19 protein-coding genes and 1 tRNA gene are annotated in these 17,784 nt (G+C 37.5%); 17 read left to right on the top strand and 3 right to left on the bottom strand.

What is annotated here, in order from left to right:
• The 16 genes from tuf to rimI all read left to right on the top strand — a co-directional run.
• The coding region (tuf, locus tag HXY53_03175) for an elongation factor Tu (protein ID NWF75567.1) at positions 1 to 129 on the top strand (129 nt) is incomplete at its 5' end.
• A 4-nt stretch (positions 130 to 133) separates the two neighbouring features.
• Entirely contained in the window at positions 134 to 286 is a 153-nt protein-coding gene (rpmG, locus tag HXY53_03170) for a 50S ribosomal protein L33 (GenBank protein NWF75566.1), read from the top strand.
• Positions 285 to 361, top strand: a tRNA-Trp gene (locus HXY53_03165). Before rpmG ends, HXY53_03165 begins: the two co-directional genes overlap by 2 nt.
• A gap of 20 nt (positions 362 to 381) precedes the next feature.
• Positions 382 to 567: a preprotein translocase subunit SecE gene (gene secE / locus HXY53_03160; protein ID NWF75565.1), complete on the top strand. Its 186-nt coding sequence runs from the start codon at positions 382 to 384 to the stop codon at positions 565 to 567.
• A gap of 4 nt (positions 568 to 571) precedes the next feature.
• Complete coding sequence (nusG, locus tag HXY53_03155) at positions 572 to 1,096, top strand: transcription termination/antitermination protein NusG (GenBank protein NWF75564.1); 525 nt, start codon at positions 572 to 574, stop codon at positions 1,094 to 1,096.
• A 13-nt stretch (positions 1,097 to 1,109) separates the two neighbouring features.
• Positions 1,110 to 1,538 carry a 50S ribosomal protein L11 gene (gene rplK / locus HXY53_03150; GenBank protein ID NWF75563.1) on the top strand — a complete coding sequence of 143 codons (429 nt, stop codon included), beginning with the start codon at positions 1,110 to 1,112 and terminating at the stop codon, positions 1,536 to 1,538.
• Between the two features lie 11 nt (positions 1,539 to 1,549).
• A complete protein-coding gene (locus HXY53_03145) occupies positions 1,550 to 2,242 on the top strand; it encodes a 50S ribosomal protein L1 (GenBank protein ID NWF75562.1) in 693 nt (230 codons plus the stop codon).
• Positions 2,226 to 2,759 carry a 50S ribosomal protein L10 gene (locus tag HXY53_03140; protein NWF75561.1) on the top strand — a complete coding sequence of 178 codons (534 nt, stop codon included), beginning with the start codon at positions 2,226 to 2,228 and terminating at the stop codon, positions 2,757 to 2,759. The genes HXY53_03145 and HXY53_03140 overlap by 17 nt, the downstream gene beginning before the upstream one ends.
• 55 nt (positions 2,760 to 2,814) lie before the next feature.
• Complete coding sequence (gene rplL / locus HXY53_03135) at positions 2,815 to 3,201, top strand: 50S ribosomal protein L7/L12 (protein ID NWF75560.1); 387 nt, start codon at positions 2,815 to 2,817, stop codon at positions 3,199 to 3,201.
• 35 nt (positions 3,202 to 3,236) lie between these two features.
• A complete protein-coding gene (gene rpoB, locus HXY53_03130; GenBank protein NWF75559.1) occupies positions 3,237 to 7,169 on the top strand; it encodes a DNA-directed RNA polymerase subunit beta in 3,933 nt (1,310 codons plus the stop codon).
• Positions 7,132 to 11,289, top strand: a complete 4,158-nt coding sequence (gene rpoC, locus HXY53_03125; protein NWF75558.1) for a DNA-directed RNA polymerase subunit beta' — start codon at positions 7,132 to 7,134, stop codon at positions 11,287 to 11,289. Before rpoB ends, rpoC begins: the two co-directional genes overlap by 38 nt.
• 20 nt (positions 11,290 to 11,309) lie before the next feature.
• Positions 11,310 to 11,762, top strand: coding sequence for a Mut7-C RNAse domain-containing protein (locus HXY53_03120; GenBank protein ID NWF75557.1), 453 nt, complete (start codon positions 11,310 to 11,312; stop codon positions 11,760 to 11,762).
• Positions 11,763 to 11,772: 10 nt separating this feature from the next.
• The gene (locus HXY53_03115; protein NWF75556.1) at positions 11,773 to 12,756 is read left to right on the top strand and encodes an FAD-dependent oxidoreductase; all 984 of its coding nucleotides are present in this window, start codon (positions 11,773 to 11,775) and stop codon (positions 12,754 to 12,756) included.
• Positions 12,757 to 12,771: 15 nt separating this feature from the next.
• Positions 12,772 to 13,416, top strand: coding sequence for a thioredoxin family protein (locus tag HXY53_03110; protein NWF75555.1), 645 nt, complete (start codon positions 12,772 to 12,774; stop codon positions 13,414 to 13,416).
• A 233-nt stretch (positions 13,417 to 13,649) separates the two neighbouring features.
• A complete protein-coding gene (locus HXY53_03105; GenBank protein ID NWF75554.1) occupies positions 13,650 to 13,847 on the top strand; it encodes a zinc ribbon domain-containing protein in 198 nt (65 codons plus the stop codon).
• Positions 13,848 to 14,072: 225 nt separating this feature from the next.
• Positions 14,073 to 14,516 carry a ribosomal protein S18-alanine N-acetyltransferase gene (rimI, locus tag HXY53_03100; protein ID NWF75553.1) on the top strand — a complete coding sequence of 148 codons (444 nt, stop codon included), beginning with the start codon at positions 14,073 to 14,075 and terminating at the stop codon, positions 14,514 to 14,516.
• Positions 14,517 to 14,590: 74 nt separating this feature from the next.
• Here rimI and mscL read toward each other — a convergent pair whose 3' ends face one another.
• From mscL to HXY53_03085, 3 genes are read right to left on the bottom strand one after another with little or no spacing between them, the layout of a single operon-like run.
• Positions 14,591 to 15,040 carry a large-conductance mechanosensitive channel protein MscL gene (gene mscL, locus HXY53_03095; GenBank protein NWF75552.1) on the bottom strand — a complete coding sequence of 150 codons (450 nt, stop codon included), beginning with the start codon at positions 15,038 to 15,040 and terminating at the stop codon, positions 14,591 to 14,593.
• Between the two features lie 48 nt (positions 15,041 to 15,088).
• The gene (locus HXY53_03090; protein ID NWF75551.1) at positions 15,089 to 15,565 is read right to left on the bottom strand and encodes a pyridoxamine 5'-phosphate oxidase family protein; all 477 of its coding nucleotides are present in this window, start codon (positions 15,563 to 15,565) and stop codon (positions 15,089 to 15,091) included.
• A 3-nt stretch (positions 15,566 to 15,568) separates the two neighbouring features.
• A complete protein-coding gene (locus HXY53_03085) occupies positions 15,569 to 16,915 on the bottom strand; it encodes a deoxyribodipyrimidine photo-lyase (GenBank protein ID NWF75550.1) in 1,347 nt (448 codons plus the stop codon).
• Between the two features lie 460 nt (positions 16,916 to 17,375).
• Between HXY53_03085 and HXY53_03080 the strand changes: the two genes are divergently transcribed.
• On the top strand, positions 17,376 to 17,552 hold the full coding sequence (locus tag HXY53_03080) for a hypothetical protein (GenBank protein ID NWF75549.1): 177 nt from the start codon (positions 17,376 to 17,378) through the stop codon (positions 17,550 to 17,552).
• Positions 17,553 to 17,784 lie beyond the last annotated feature (232 nt).

Genomic DNA, 17,784 nt, shown 5'->3' with positions numbered 1-17,784 from the left:
CCTGGAGACAATGTAAACCTGACAGTTGAGCTTATATCTCCTATAGCTATGGAGAAGGAGTTAAGGTTTGCAATCAGGGAAGGTGGAAGGACTGTAGGTGCAGGTGTAGTTACTGAGGTTCTGGAGTAAAAATATGAGGGATATAATATTATTTCAGTGTACAGAATGTAAAAATAGAAATTATTCAAGCATGAAGAACAAAAAAAATACAACTGATAAACTTCAATTAAAAAAGTATTGCCGTCACTGTAGACGGCATACTATACATAAGGAGATAAAGGTATAGGCCAGTAGCTCTAACGGCTAGAGCATCGGACTCCAAATCCGAGGGTTGGGGGTTCAAATCCCTCCTGGCCTGCCACCTAATGGTAGGGAAAAGCCATGTTAAAGAAAGTTAAAGAGTTTTTTAAAGAGGTAAAGATTGAAATTAAAAAAGTAGTTTTTCCATCAAAGGATGACCTTATTGGTTCAACATGGGTGGTAATAATTACAGTTTTGATAATTTCATTATTTTTAGGAATAGTTGATTTCGGCCTATCAAAGTTGGTTGGGATAGCGTTAAGGTAAGAAAATGGGAAAAAATTGGTATGTAGTTCATACTTATTCAAGTTTCGAAGAAAAAGTAAAACTGACTATCGAGGAAAAGATAGAGAAACAGAATCTGAAAGATAAAATTTCAAAAATTCTAATTCCTACTGAGCGTGTTATAGAACTTAGAGGAGGTAAAAAGAAAGAAACCGACAAGAAATTTTATCCAGGATATATTCTTGTTGAAATGGAACTTGATGACGAGACCTGGCATCTCGTCAAGAGTACTCCGCGGGTAACAGGATTTGTTGGAGGAAACAAACCTATTCCTCTCTCTGAGGAAGAAGTAGCCGTTATAATCCAGCAGATCGAAAAGGGGCCAATCCCTCAGGTGAAGACACAATTCCAGAGGGGAGAAAGTGTAAGAATTATTGACGGCCCTTTTACAAATTTTGTTGGTAATGTTGAGGAAGTAGATTTAGAACATGGAAGGCTCTGTGTTATGGTGAGTATTTTTGGTAGACAAACACCAGTTGAACTAAATTTTTTCCAGGTAGAAAAAGCTTAAGGAGGAATTAACAATGGCAAAAAAGGAAGTTATTGCTCAGGTCAAGCTTCAGATACCTGCTGGGAAAGCAAACCCTGCTCCACCGGTGGGACCTGCACTTGGTCCTCATGGTATTAATATAATGGAATTCTGCAAAGCATTTAACGCCCAGACACAGTCACTTGGAGATACAATTATCCCTGTAGTTCTAAGTGTATATGCTGATAGGTCATTTACTTTTATTACAAAGACTCCTCCAGCTTCAGATCTCCTGAAAAAAGCAGCAGGGATTATAAAAGGTTCAAGTACACCAAATAAAGATAAAGTTGGAAAGATTACTATGGCTCAAATTAAAGAAATTGCCCATAAAAAACTACCTGATCTGAATGCACATTCGATCGATAAGGCGATGAACATCATCAAGGGAACAGCTAAAAGTATGGGGATAGAAATAATAGATTGATGAGGTAAGAAATGAGTAAAAAGTTAAACGCAGTTAAAGAAAAGATTGAAAAAGGCAAGGAATACTCTTTAGAAGATGCAATTAAGTTAGTAAAAGAATGTTGCTATGCAAAGTTTGATGAAACGGTTGACCTGGCAATCAATCTCGGTATTGATCCAAGAAAGTCTGATCAGATGGTACGTGGAACAATTGTTCTTCCACATGGAATTGGTAAAAAAGTAAGAGTTCTTGTGTTTGCTAAAGGAGAAAAAGAGAAGGAAGCTGAGGAGGCAGGTGCAGATTATGTAGGACTGGAGGATCTTGTAGATAAAATTACAAAAGGATGGCTTGATTTTGATAAAGCAGTTGCTACGCCTGATGTTATGGGAACTGTAGGAAAGCTTGGTAAGATACTTGGCCCTCGTGGACTTATGCCAAACCCTAAGCTGGGCACAGTAACTTTTGATGTTGCGAGAGCTGTTAAAGAAATAAAGGCTGGAAAAGTAGAATATAAAGCAGAAAAAGCTGGTATTGTTCATATACCTATAGGAAAAGGGTCATTTGATAGTGATAAGCTCTTAGAAAATGCAAAAACTGTAATTGCGTCAGTTATTAAGGCAAAACCAGCGACAAGCAAAGGGAAATACCTTAAAAAGGTATCTATATCATCAACAATGGGGCCTGGCATATCGGTTGATATAGCTTCCCTTGGAAAGGGGGTATAAACTGAAAAAAGTAGAAAAAGAACAGGTAATAAGAGAGCTCAAAAATGAATTTGACAGGGCAAAGGCAGTAGTTTTTACTGATTACAGGGGAATGAGTGTTGCTGAACTGTCAGAGTTGAGGAATATTCTTCGAGACGGAAAGGCAGAGTATAAAATTGTAAAAAATACCCTTGCAAAAATTGCATCTGAAGGGACACCAGTATTTTCTGCTAAGGATTCTTTCAGAGGACCTGTAGGAATTGCAATTAGTTATGATGATCCTGTATTTCCAGTAAAGAAGATTCTTGAATATTCAAAAAAGAACGATAAGCTAAAGGTGAATGCTGGAGTTATTGAAGGTTCAATATGCTCATCAGCAGATTTGAAGGCTGTAGCTGAAACTCCGCCGAGGAAGGTTTTATTGTCGATGCTTGCAGGAGGTTTTCAAGCACCGCTTAATAAAATGGCATATGCATTAAATGCAACGCTCTCAAGATTTATTAATGTATTGGAGGCAATAAAAACTAAAAAAGGTTAAAGTTAGAAAATTTAAAAAGTCTTAAGTAAATAAAAGGAGGATTTCGGAGATGACTATAACAAAAGAACAGGTTTTTGATTTTATTGATAATATGACAATACTTGAGATGTCGAAGTTTATAAAAGAGTTTGAAGAGAGATATGGTGTAACTGCCGCAGCACCTGTTGCTGTAGCAGCGGTTCCAGGAGCCACAGGTGGCACTGGTACAGTAGCACCTGAAGCTGAGGAAAAAACGAGTTTTGATGTAATACTTGCTGCTCCTGGGGAGAAAAAGATCCAGGTTATAAAAGTCGTTAGAGAACTCACTTCTCTCGGGCTTAAAGAAGCGAAGGACCTTGTTGATGGTGCACCAAAACCTGTAAAAACAGGTGTTTCAAAAGAGGAAGCAGAACAGATAAAGGCAAAACTTCAAGAACAGGGTGCTACAGTAGAGATTAAATAAATTCTGAAAAACATATGCAAGCATAAAGGAGTTATATGGCAAGGCTTTTAAGAAAAAGATTAAATTTCGGAAAAGTCCCACATTTTCTCGAAATACCAGATCTCATTGAAATACAAAAGAGATCTTATGAAAAGTTTATACAGAAAGACGTCCCTCCTGACCAGAGAGAAGAAATAGGATTGCAGGCAGCTTTTTTAAGCGTGTTCCCGATTGTAGACTATAACGAAACAGCTTCTATAGATTTTTTAGGATATACGGTTGGAGAGCCCAAGTTCGGAATTCGAGATTGTATTCATAAAGGTATTACTTATGCAGTTCCACTTAAAATTAAGGTTAAACTCAATTTATGGGAATTCGAGAACAAGGAGGGAAAAAAATTAAAAGAATCTCGTGAAGAAGATGTTTATATAGGCGAAATGCCGATTATGACTGACACTGGTACTTTCATTGTTAATGGGACTGAACGTGTTGTTGTCAGTCAGCTTCACCGTTCCCCCGGAGTTTTTTTCAGTCATGATAAAGGTAAAACTCACACTAGTGGAAGGCTTCTCTATTCTGCCCGTGTTATACCATCACGAGGTTCATGGTTAGATTTTGAGTTTGATACAAAAGATATCCTATATGTGAGGATAGACAGAAGACGAAAATTACCTGCCACAATTGTCATGAAAGCATTAGGATATTCGAATGAAGATCTGCTAAAGATTTTTTATCCTGTAGAATTGATTACTATTGATGGCAATAAATTTACACGGGAAGTCAGCGATGTTCTTATAGGACTTAGATCATCTATAAATATTACTACGCCTGATAAGAAAGAATTAATTGTTAGGGAAGGTAGTAAAATTACAAGAGGCGCAATCAGGAAGATGGAGGCGACAGGAATCAAAACGGTTCCCATTACAAAGGAAGAAATAATTGGCAGGATAACACTTAATGATATTATTGATCCATCCACAGGGGAAGTAATTCTTGAAGGAAATGAAGTTATAACAGAAGAAGCCTTAAATAAGATTCTCAGTCTTAAGATTAAATCGCTGAATCTGTTATTTATTGATGGTGTGCATTATCTTCCATCTCTGAGAGATACATTATTAACAGACAAGGTGAATACTCAGGAGGAGGCTTTAATAGAAATATATAAGAAGCTGAGACCTGGGGAACCCCCTACAATTAATGCTGCTAAAGATCTTTTCAACGGTCTATTTTTTGACCCAAAACGTTATGATCTTTCTCCTGTAGGGCGATTAAAGCTTAATAAACGTCTTAATCTAAATGTTCCTCTGGATAAAAGGGTACTCACCGACAATGATATAGTGGAAATCGTTAAGTATCTTTTTAACCTCAGGACAGGTAAGGGAGAAGTAGATGATATCGACCATTTAGGGAACCGCAGGGTTAGAAGAGTTGGTGAACTTCTTGAAAATCAATTCAGGATTGGGCTTGTGCGAATGGAAAGAACAATCAAGGAAAAGATGACCCTGACAGATCTTGAAACATCAATGCCTCATGACCTTATCAATGCAAAACCTGTTATGGCTGCTGTTAAAGAGTTTTTTGGTTCAAGCCAGCTAAGTCAGTTTATGGATCAGACTAACCCATTATCTGAAATCACTCATAAAAGAAGACTCTCAGCACTTGGTCCTGGAGGTCTGACACGTGAAAGAGCAGGTTTCGAAGTGAGGGATGTTCATCCTACTCACTATGGAAGAATATGTCCAATTGAAACACCTGAAGGCCCTAATATCGGATTGATAACTTCTCTTGCAACATATGCAAGAGTAAACGATTTCGGTTTTATTGAAGTTCCATATAGAAAAGTTATCAATGGGAGAGTTACAAGACAGGTTGAATATCTTTCTGCAATAGACGGAGAGAAATATGTAATTGCAGAGGCAACTTCACCTATTAATGAGAAAGGATATCTTATTGGCGAAACAGTATCTGCCAGAGTTGGCGGGGATTTCAAAATGGTATCAGCTTCAGAAATTGAGTATATGGATGTTTCTCCTAAACAGATAGTCGGCGTATCTGCTTCACTTATACCTTTTCTTGAGAATGACGATGCAAACAGAGCATTAATGGGGTCAAATATGCAGAGGCAAGCGGTCCCTCTTTTACAACCAGAAGCTCCGATTGTTGGAACAGGGATGGAGAGTGTGGCAGCGAGAGACTCAGGTGCACTGGTTATCGCAAAGAGAGGAGGGATTGTTGAAAGTGTTGATGCTTCAAGGATAGTTGTAAGGGTGTCAGAGGATTCAGGTGGAGTAGATATCTATAATTTAGTCAAATTCCAGCGGTCTAACCAGGCTACCTGTATTAACCAGAAAGTAATAGTTAATGTAGGGGATGAAGTAAAGCCGGGTGATATACTGGCTGATGGTTCCTGTACGGATTTGGGAGAACTGGCTTTAGGCAAAGATGTATTAGTTGCATTTATGCCCTGGGGTGGTTATAACTTTGAGGATGCCATCCTGATTAGTGAGAGGCTTGTTAAAGAGGATACCTTTACATCTTTACATATAGAAGAATTCAGTGTTGAGAGCAGAGAGACAAAACTTGGACCTGAAGATATAACTCGTGATATACCGAATGTTGGGGAAGAAGCTTTAAAGGATCTCGATGAAAGTGGAATAATAAGAATTGGCGCAGAAGTAAAACCCGGCGACATTCTTGTCGGAAAAGTAACCCCTAAGGGAGAGACTCAACTAACCCCGGAAGAAAAATTATTAAGAGCTATTTTCGGAGAAAAGGCTGAAGAAGTTAAAGAAAGCTGTCTCTATGTGCCTCCTGGAATTGAAGGAACTGTTGTTGATGTGAGAATTTTTTCAAGAAAAGGTTTGGATAAGGATGAGAGAGCAAAAAGTATAGAAGAAGAAGATATAAATAAATTACATCGTGACCGTGAAGAAGAGATAAGAATAGTCAAAGAAGAGAAATTCAGAAAACTCAGGAGTATGCTTGTAGGGCAGACAGTGGCTGAAGATTTAAAGGAACCAAGATCAAAAGAAGTCCTCTGCCCTAAAGGGAAAAAACTTACTGAAAAGCATATTGAACGTATTAAAGATGAACATCTTTCTCGAATTAAATTAGAAGAAAACAGCATTCGTGAAAAAATAGATTCTTTAAACCATGAAGTAAATCAGTACATTCGCTATCTTGAATCTCGATATGATGAAATGATCAATAGATTGAAGAGAGGGGATGAATTACCCCCAGGCGTAAACAAGGTTGTAAAAGTGTATATTGCAATGAAACGAAAAATACAGATAGGCGATAAAATGGCAGGCCGTCACGGTAATAAAGGGGTAGTGGCAATGGTTTTACCAGAGGAAGATATGCCTTATTTACCCGATGGTACACCTGTTGATATTGTTCTTAATCCACTCGGAGTTCCATCAAGAATGAATGTTGGACAAGTGCTTGAGACACACTTAGGTTGGGCTGCCAGAACTCTTGGTTATTATGTAGCAACGCCAGTATTCGAAGGAGCAAAGGAAAACGAAATTAAAGATTTACTAAAAAAGGCAAAGTTGCCTACTACAGGTCAGATAACTTTATATGATGGGAGAACAGGTCAGCCATTTGACAAGCCTGTTACAGTAGGAAGTATGTATATGATGAAACTCCATCATCTAGTTGATGATAAAATACATGCGCGTTCCATCGGACCTTATTCTCTTGTTACGCAACAGCCTCTCGGTGGTAAAGCCCAGTTCGGAGGTCAGAGGCTGGGAGAAATGGAGGTATGGGCGCTTGAGGCATATGGTTCTGCCTATTCTTTGCAGGAGTTTCTTACTGTAAAGAGTGATGATGTTACAGGAAGAGCGCATATGTATGAAGCAATTGTGAAAGGTGATGCTACACTGGAACCCGGCGTACCAGAATCTTTCCATGTATTAATAAAAGAACTCCAGAGTCTCGGACTTGATGTCGAGCTTCTGGAAAAAAAGAGTAAGGGGGAGTAGATTGACAGAGGACATCTACGCAATTTTTCAAAAACCAAAAGATCCAACCGATTTTGAAGCTGTAAGAATAAGGCTTGCTTCACCTGAAAAGATCAGGGAGTGGTCATATGGTGAAGTCAAAAAGCCTGAAACTATAAATTACCGTACTTTCAAACCTGAAAGAGACGGGCTTTTCTGTGCCAAAATTTTTGGTCCAATAAAGGACTGGGAATGCATTTGTGGAAAGTATAAGAGGATGAAGCACAGAGGGGTTGTCTGTGACAAATGCGGCGTCGAAGTAATACAATCCAAGGTAAGACGTGAACGATTGGGACATATTGAACTTGCAAGTCCAGTTGCACATATATGGTTTTTAAAAGGCTTACCAAGCAGAATCGGCACTTTACTCGATATGACTATGAGGCAACTTGAACGTGTTCTTTATTTCGAAAATTACATAGTCATAGATTCTGGTGATACCCCTTTAAAAGAAAAAGAATTACTGACAGAAGAAGATTTGAGGAAAAAGATAGCTGAGTATGGTAACAGATTCAAAGCAGGCATGGGAGCTGAAGCGATTAGGGAATTATTAAGAAGAGTTGATCTTGAAGCGCTTTATGCTGATCTGAAGGTTAAGATACATGATGCAGTATCTCTTGGAGTGAAAAAGAAACTCACAAAGAGGCTGAAAGTTGTTGATGCTTTCAGAAAATCTGGGAATAAGCCAGAATGGATGATTATGGATGTTATTCCTGTTTTACCTCCTGATTTAAGGCCACTCGTTCCCCTGGAAGGGGGGAGATTTGCAACTTCGGATCTTAATGACCTTTACAGAAGAGTTATTAACAGAAACAACAGACTTAAGAGATTAATGGATCTAAAAGCGCCGAGTGTGATAATAAAGAATGAAAAAAGGATGCTTCAGGAGGCGGTTGATGCCCTTTTTGATAATGGCAGAAGAAGTCGGGTTCTAAAGACTACAACAAAACGACCTTTAAAATCCTTGAGTGACATGATAAAGGGCAAGCAGGGAAGATTCAGGCAGAATCTTTTAGGTAAGAGGGTTGATTATTCAGGGAGGTCAGTCATTGTTGTTGGCCCAGAGTTGAAGCTTCATCAATGTGGACTTCCAAAACGTATGGCTTTAGAACTATTTAAGCCATTTATTTTTAATAAACTCGAAGAAAAAGGATTTGCCACAACAATAAAAGCAGCAAAGAAGCTTGTGGAAAAAGAAAGTCCTGAAGTTTGGGATGCCCTTGAAGATGTTATTAGAGAGCATCCTGTGCTACTTAACCGTGCCCCAACCTTACACAGGCTTGGTATACAGGCATTTGACCCTGTTCTTGTTGAGGGAAAGGCTATAAAATTGCATCCATTAGTATGTACAGCTTTTAATGCAGATTTTGATGGAGATCAGATGGCAGTTCATGTTCCACTTTCTATCGAAGCCCAGATTGAGGCAAGGGTTCTAATGATGTCTGTAAATAACATACTTTCACCTGCTAATGGGAAGCCAATTGTTGTTCCTACACAGGATATGGTTTTAGGGATATATTATTTAACGAAAGATAAAAAAGGTGCAAAGGGTGAAGGAAAAATATTTTCTGACCCTGAAGATCTCAGGATTGCATATGATGCAGGTATTGTGGATGAACATGCAAGAATTAAAGTAAGAATGAATGGTGAATTTGTCGAGACAACAGTTGGTCGTATAATTTTCAGTGAGATATTGCCAAAGGGAATTCCTTTTTCAATGGTTAATAAAGAGCTGACAAAGAAAGAACTCGGTAAATTAATAGAGTATATTTACAAAATATCGGGTAAGCGAAATGCTGTTGTATTTCTTGATAATCTTGAAGCACTCGGTTTTAAGTATGCAACAAAATCAGGGGTATCAATATCAATGGCTGACATGCATATCCCCTCTAAAAAACCTGAACTTATTGCTGCTGCGGAACAAGAAGTTATAGAAGTTCAAAAACAATATGCTGACGGCCTGATTACACATGGAGAACGATATAACAAGGTTATTGATATATGGGCAAATGTTACAGAAAAGGTGGCTGATGAAATGATGAAGGAGCTTGGTGCAGAAGACGGAAAAACCTTTTCTGAAGATGAACTAAAAGAGAGAAGAGCATTTAACAGCATATTTATGATGGCTGATTCTGGAGCACGAGGAAGCACTGCACAGATCAGACAGCTTGCAGGGATGCGTGGTTTGATGGCAAAGCCTTCCGGTGAAATTATTGAGACCCCTATTACAGCTAACTTTAGAGAAGGGTTAACTCCACTTCAATATTTCATATCAACGCACGGTGCTAGAAAAGGGCTTGCTGATACAGCACTAAAAACAGCTAACTCCGGATATCTAACAAGACGACTTGTAGATGTTGCTCAGGATGTTATTGTTACAGAAGATGATTGTGGTACAACCGATGGAATAACCGTTACTTCTCTTGTCGAAGGTGGAGAGATAATCCAGCCACTTGAAGAGAGAATTATAGGAAGGATATCTATTGATGATATAAAAGACCCTATAACAAAAGAACTTATTGTTAAGAAGAATCAGGAAATAGATGAGGAACTTGCAAATAAGATAATAGATTCTGGTATTGATAGAGTTAAAATACGCTCTGTGCTTACCTGCCAATCTAAATATGGGGTTTGTACAAAATGCTACGGTAGAGACCTCGCAAGGGGCGAGATTGTTGAAAAAGGTGAGTCTGTTGGAATTATTGCAGCTCAATCAATTGGAGAACCAGGTACACAGCTAACAATGAGAACATTCCATATTGGCGGTGCAGCATCAAAAGTTGTTGAACAGACCGTTCTTGAGGCAAAAAACTCAGGGACAATTAAGTTCATAAATATTACTACTGTCAAAAATAGAGAAGGACTTCTTGTTGTAATGAACAGAAACGGAAGTATTGCAGTTGTTGATTCCAGAGGTAGAGAGAGAGAGAAGTACTCTATTGTCTATGGTGCGAAACTTCTCGTTAAAAATAATCAGAAGGTTGAAATTGGAGAAAGACTTGTTGAATGGGATCCATATTCTACACCAATACTTACAGAGCTTGGAGGTAAAATAGCCCTCGGAGATATTGTAGAAGGAGTTACTGTGAAAGAAGAAGTTGATGAGGTCACCGGTCTTTCTCACAAGGTTATCATCGACTATCCTGCGAATATGAGGCCGAGGATTTCAATAAAAGATGAACAAGGAAAAGTAACCCAAAAAATTCCTGGCACTACTGCACTCGCACGTTATTTACTGCCAGCAGGAGCACATATTCTTGTAGAAAAAGGTGATACAGTTTACCCGGGAGATATATTAGCAAAAATACCGAGGGAAACAACAAAGACCAAAGATATTACAGGTGGTCTCCCAAGAGTAGCAGAATTATTCGAAGCCAGACGACCAAAAGAACAAGCAATAGTTACAGAAATAGATGGTATGGTTGAGTTCAAAGGTGCTCATAAAGGTATGCGCGTTGTTGTTGTAAAAGGAGGAGACGAGGTAAGAGAGTATCTTATCCCTAAAGGTAAACATGTTAGCGTTCACGAGGGTGACTGGGTTAGAGCTGGAGAGCCTCTTATGGATGGAGCTGTAAATCCGCATAATATACTTGATATACTTGGGCCTCATGAACTCCAAAGATATCTTGTTGATGAGGTACAAAAAGTTTACAGGTTACAGGGTGTTTCGATTAATGACAAACATATTGAGGTGATTGTCAGGCAGATGATGAAGAAGGTGAAAATTGAAGATCCAGGTGATACAGATTTTCTTATCAGTGAACAAGTTGATAGAAGAATATTCCACGAGGAAAACCTGAGGGTTAAAGCCGCAGGGGGCAAGCCAGCTCAAGGCAAACCTTTATTGCTTGGGATAACAAAGGCATCTCTTACAACAGACAGTTTCATATCTGCCGCTTCATTCCAGGAGACAACGAGAGTTCTAACAGAAGCTGCTATAACTGGATTAATCGACGAGCTCAAAGGGCTCAAAGAGAATGTTATAATGGGAAGAATGATACCTGCAGGGACTGGAATGCCAAGATATCGAAATACTTTTGTTAAAAGAGAATTTCAGCCTCAACTCTCTGAGCCTGAACCTTCAATTACTGAACAAACATAATAGTGAATGCTGAGCATGATATGCGTTTTATTGCGGATGTCATGCTCGGTAGGCTTGCTCGCTGGATGAGGTTTTTAGGATTTGATACCCTGTATTTCAATAATATTACTGATAGTAGACTTCTAAGGATTGCAAGAGAGCAGAACCGTTTTATTTTAACAAGAGATACCCTCCTTGCCCGAAAAAAGGGCAATAAGTATTGTCTACTTATTACTGCTAATGATTCATTACAACAGCTAATGGAAGTAATAGAAAAGTTAGCTCTGAAAAGGTTTAATTTGCTGACACGGTGTGTTGTCTGTAATGGAAGACTTATTAGAATATCTACTAAGAATGAGATAAAGAATTTTGTTCCTGAATTCATTTATCTCAACTACAATTTTTTTATGAAATGTGATGATTGTGGTAAAATTTATTGGGAAGGAAGCCACCCAAAGCAATTTAAGGAGAAAATAAAGGAAATTTTGAAATAAAAAGAGAGAAATGAAACCTCCGGAATTTATTTTGAATATATCATCTTTATCCCAACTACGAAAGCCAGATCCAACCATACTTTATGACATGTTGATTATCGGTGGTGGCCCTGCTGCTATGAGTGCTGCAATTTATGCTGCACGTAAGATGGTTAATCTTATCATCCTTTCTATAGATTTTGGAGGACTGATTAAAGAGTCAGCTGAAATAGAAAACTATTTAGGATTTCAGAGTATCAACTCTCTTGATCTCGCAGCGAGATTTGAAGAACACGTCAAGGGTTTTGACATCCCAGCCAGTTTAGGGATAGCGGTTAAGAAGATAGAAAAAAAGGAAAATATTTTTATTGCCATGATGGAGGACGGAACCATATATTCTGGACGAACTGTTATATTTGCAACTGGGGGGAGACACCGATCACTCAATGTCCCCGGTGCTAAAGAGCTTGTTGGGAAAGGAGTATCTTATTGTGCTACATGTGATGCTCCGCTTTTTCAGAGTAAAAAAGTAATTATTATTGGCGGAGGGAATTCAGCATTCAGTACTGCAATAGACCTCATCCGCTTTAAGGCAGATATTGTCCTTGTCAATTTTTCAGAAGGCTGGCAGGCTGATGCAATTTTGCAACAAAGAGTTAAATATTATGACAAAATAAAATATCTTGATTCACATGAAGTTATTTCTATAGGCGGAGACAATAAAGTAGAGAATGTTATATTGAGAAATCGTAAAACAGGCAAGGAAGTTATTATCGATGCAAACGGAGTTTTTATCGAAATTGGGCTTGTCCCTAATTCCAGCGCTGTATCGGATTTGGTTAAGTTGAATGAGATAGGTGAGGTTATCACTGATTGTTTATGCAGAACAAGCGTTGAAGGATTTTTTAGTGCCGGTGATGTAACTTCCATCCCTCACAAGCAAATTATAATATCAGCAGGTGAAGGTGCAAAAGCAGCATTGTCTGCTTATGAATATCTGCTTCATATGATATAAACATAAGGGGGTTTTATGCCCATAATATCCAATAGTGACAAGGAACAACTGAAAAAGCTCTTTTTGTCTCTAAGAAATCCAGTAAAGATTATCACATTTACACAAGAATTTGAATGCAATTACTGTCAGATGACAAGGGAACTTCTCCATGAACTTTCTGAACTTTCTGATAAGATTTCGATTGAAGTATATGATTTTGTTAAAGATGCAGAAATTGCTCGTTCATATGGGATTGACAAAATACCTGCCATTATACTAATGAGAGACCAAGATTATGGAATACGTTTCTACGGTGTGCCCGCAGGATATGAATTTACCTCTCTTGTTGAAGATATAATAGATATAAGCATTGGAAATGCTGTGCTGTCAATTGCGTCCTTGAAAGAACTGGAAAAAGTTGATAAGCCTGTACATATTCAGGTCTTAATATCACCAACCTGCCCTTATTGCGCTCAGGCTGTTCGCCTGGCACATAAATTTGCAATGTCAAATGATTTTATAAGGGCTGATATGATAGAGCTTTCAGAGTTTCCGTATCTTTCAGTAAAATACGATGTAAAAGGGGTGCCCAAAATCGTCATCAACGAAAAACATACCTTTATAGGCTCACTTCCAGAAGCGGATTTTCTAAAATTAATTCTTAAGGCCATTGGGAAATAGTGAGCCCGATATAAAGTAGTGTAAACTTCTCTGTGTAAAAAGCTTGAAATGCAAAAGACAAGGGTGTATTCTCAATAAGTCTCTGGGATTAAAAAGCCCTGTAGAGTATTTGATTGAAAATGGAGGAATGTCGCAAATGTCTTTAACTTATACAATACCTTGACTTTTTTTATTTATGAATGATAAAATTTAAATTAAATTATTTATAAAATATAAATTATAAGGAGATATAGATGCCAATTTATGAATATATCTGTAATAAATGTAATAAAAATTTTACTCTTTTTCATTGGATAAGCTCAACAGAGGATGAAATATTATGTCCAGGTTGCGGATCAAGAGATATCAGTAAAAAGATCTCAAAATTCAGCTGTTCCATATCTGCTACCTCTTCATCAGGTAATATCTCAGGATTCAGTGGGGGTGGTTGAAGGCCTTCTTTCTGCTAAACCTTGTGTTTAGCCTGTAAATAAAATTCCTGCAAGTTGCGGGACTTAACCCTGGGCTGATGTATTATTGATTCATCAGCCCGTTGTGTTTTTATGAGAAAGACTGAAAGTTTTTATGCCTTCTGACTATTAAAATCCTTTACAGCTTAACCGGTTCAGGGACAGAAAAGTTATATTTGTGATACCCTAATGTATAGGGTTGAGACAATGGATAAGCTGGTCATCCGTGATATGGGGGAAGAAGATATATTAGAGGTTGTTAATATTGAGCAGGTTTCATTCAGCACCCCATGGTCTGAACAATCTTTTCTACGTGAACTTTACAGGAAATATTCAATTATGAAAGTCGCTGTCTTCAGAGATAAAATTATCGGATATATCTGTGCAGATTATAAGTTTCATGAAGCGTGTATCCTTAACCTTGCGGTGCATCCTGATTACAGGAGACGGGGTGTTGCAACAATATTAATGAATAATGTTATAAATGAATTAAAAAACAGGGGTTGTGTTTTTCTATATCTGAAAGTTAGGTTTTCAAATACAGGTGCGAAAGAATTCTATAAGCGCTTTGGATTTAAAACTGAAAGTATAAGAAAAAAATATTATAGCAATCCAGATGAGGATGCGCTTGTGATGATGGGAAGGTTATAAATAGCTCAACTTTATGTCTCGAATTGCTCTAAGAAAATCGAATTAACATTGTGCATAACTTATAGCTTCACTGATCATTTCAAATCAGAAGTACAATGAGGACATTTTGTCGCCTTAATAGGTATCTGAGATAGGCAATATGGACATTCTTTGGTTGTTGGTACTGCAGGAGGGGCTTCCTTCTGTCTTCTGAGTCTGTTAATATTTCTGATGAGAAGAAAAACAGCAAAGGCAACTATGAGAAAATTAACAATAGTATTTATAAATAACCCAAAATTAACTGTTACCGCACCAGCGGTTTTTGCTGCATCAGGTGAAGCATAAGGTCCGGGAACTGTCCCCTCTTTTATTACTACGAACAAATTAGAAAAATCCGTTTTCCCCAGAAGTAGACCTATCGGTGGCATTAAAATATCTGTTACGAGAGAATTAACTATTGTGCCAAAGGCAGCACCAATAATTATTCCTACAGCCATATCAACGACATTTCCCTTTATAGCAAATTCTTTGAATTCCTTAAACATAGATGATATCCTCCTTTTTCTTATTTATATTTTTTACTATAGTTAATGCTACTCTGATACAGTTTGAAATTTTGTTACATGAAAAGCTTGTTTGATTGTTATATAAACCAGAGCAGTTTCTTGTGATTGCATTATGCCTTTAAGATAGGGATGTTTTCTTAAGAAAATTCTGGCAAGCTCTTCCCATCTTCTTCCTTTTCTCACAGGACGGGCATTCCCTATTATCATAATAGATTCAGCCCCCATATAATCTTTTTTAGTATTTGTTCTTGTGTCAATGAGTAGAGACACACGACTGTTACTGAGGACATTTTTATATTTCCTTGTTGATCTTGGAGTGACAAAAATAATTCCATTTTTGTCGGGGTCATGCTTATAAGCAATCAGAGAAGCATATGGTTGGCCTTCCATATCTGTTGCAAGGACAGCATAAAGTTGAATTTTATCGAGCGCATTTAAACGTTCTCTGACAGATACATCACCCTTTTTTACTTTGTCAGGAATATCGATTGAGTGTTTTGTCATTGCTTACAATGAATTAACATATTCAATATATTTTATTATATTAAATTTTGATTTGCAACCATTATAACTCATATAACGTATTTTACCGAATATCTTGCGTTCATTCCATGCTCTGTCATGTACTCCACCTATGCTCCACGCAATGCCTGTATATCCATTTGGATCTCTTCCATCAAGTTCGTATTTATCGTTAAGGTAGATAGCAATTTTTAAAGCCGTTTCAGGAGATTCAGACCACTCTAAAATCTTTTTAGCCCAGTACATTCTCAAATATCCATGCATCTTTCCACGTTTTACCATCTCTAACTGGGAAGCATTCCATAGAGCATCATGTGTTTGGAAGTTTTCGAATTGTTCGAGTGTATATACATATTTCCTTGGATCATTTCGGTGTTTGTTTAGAGTTTTTTTAGCCCATTCAGGGAAACCATTAAAATTATTATAGTTATTATTAAAAAAACAAAAATTGTCAGATAGTTCTCTGCGGACTATGATTTCTTCAAGGAATGCTTTTCTTGTTTGTTCACTTGTGCTTACTCTCATTACTTCAAGTACAACCCTTTGCGCTGAGATTTGTCCGAAATGCAGATATGGAGAAAGCTCGGATTGAGCGCTTTTTGTAGGGTCATTTCTGTCAAGGTAATACCGATGTAACTTATTCTTCAAAAAGTCATGAAGAATTTTAATTGCTGCCCTTTCACCAGGAATAATAGTCTTTACTTCCGGAACCTTCCTATCTATAGACAATTTTTTCTGAACATTAACCCACTCTATCTGAGGGGTTTTACCTTTCCATGGATAAGTATGCTTTTTCAATACTGGAAATTCTTGTAAGAAATCAGGTAATAAGCGGTGGATTTTAGGTCTTATAGTATATGCAGCATATTCCTGCTTTGATGAGGCTATCCAGCATGGAATAATATTGTGTGCGTCAATTTCAAAAAAAGGTATGTTGACCTTATTTGCGACCGAATCTTTCCATTTCCTTGTAATGAGTAAGGGATTAAAATCAGTTATTAATATGCTTATTCCATTATCTTCAATAAACTTCGGGATATTATTTGCAGGTTCACCATAAAGCATGAAAAAAGGTATATTTTTTTCTGCTAATTTTTCTTCTACTTCACGTAATCCCTTTAGCATAAAACTATATTGCCTTAATGTTGCATTAAGGAATGTTGGAACAAGGCAAAAAACCACGCCTAAGGGTGTGTTTTGTTTAATTGCGAATTCTTGTGCATAAAGTAATGCCCAGTTGTCGCTCACACGTTGATCACGACTCATCCAGTAAATAACAGGCCCAGAAACTTTTTTTCCTTTTTTTAAAACCCTGATTCTTTTATTGTCCATTTACCAGTTATTTGACTCCACTGCTGTCCATAATAATTCTGTAAATTGAGTCACCTGTCTTTTTTTACAGATATCGAAATATTTACTTAGACATATCATTTATTTAATATTATTATAATTGAAAGGAATTAGATAAAAAAATTTAGGAGCCTTTCATGTGTAACAAAAAACGCCCCAGCTTAGATGCAATTATTGGTAATCTGAAAAGTTCTATGCCGTTCAGTAAAAAGGTGCGCCTCTTTATCCGTAATTCTGCATTAAAAATATTGAAACTGCGCAGCTGTTGCGGGCATCCCGGAGAGCCTGGTTGCTGAAGGAAAGTTTAAGAATCATCCAGTCGGATGATGGATAAATAAAGGCTGAAATGAATGTATTCATTAAAAATTTTTTCTTCTAATAATTTATGCATAGCTACTTTCTTCTTTTTCTACCCTTAGACACGACATTATTCTAACACCCTATGATCTTCTCCATTCATCTTAAGAGGACGGTAAGGAAAGACGGCACAATAATGTTCATGGGAAAGAAATGGGCTATAGGTTGCCCTAAGGAGACGCCTGTAACTATATGTCTCATACCATCTGTAAAGTTCATTGTTTACAGGGATGACAAAAAGATATGGGAATTCCATCTATAAAGGGACGTGAGTATGTCCACAAATGCTTTCCCATATGTGCAAGAATGATTTTTACGTAACATAACTTATACAGCAGCTTGACAAAGTCTATATATCTTCTTATAATTTAGTGCATCACTTCAAAAAGGAGGTGAACAGATGATCGCTAAGATTATCGTTGGTCATTTCAAGACAGGCATTGGATGAAGTAAAAGCATAAACCGTAGTCTATGGTTCGCTTACACTGGGTGTT

It is taken from the genome of Nitrospirota bacterium (assembly GCA_013388455.1).
Lineage (GTDB): Bacteria > Nitrospirota > Thermodesulfovibrionia > Thermodesulfovibrionales > SM23-35 > JACAFF01.
The sequence above is the reverse complement of the archived record's forward strand: the minus strand, read 5'-3'. Positions and strand labels throughout refer to the sequence as shown.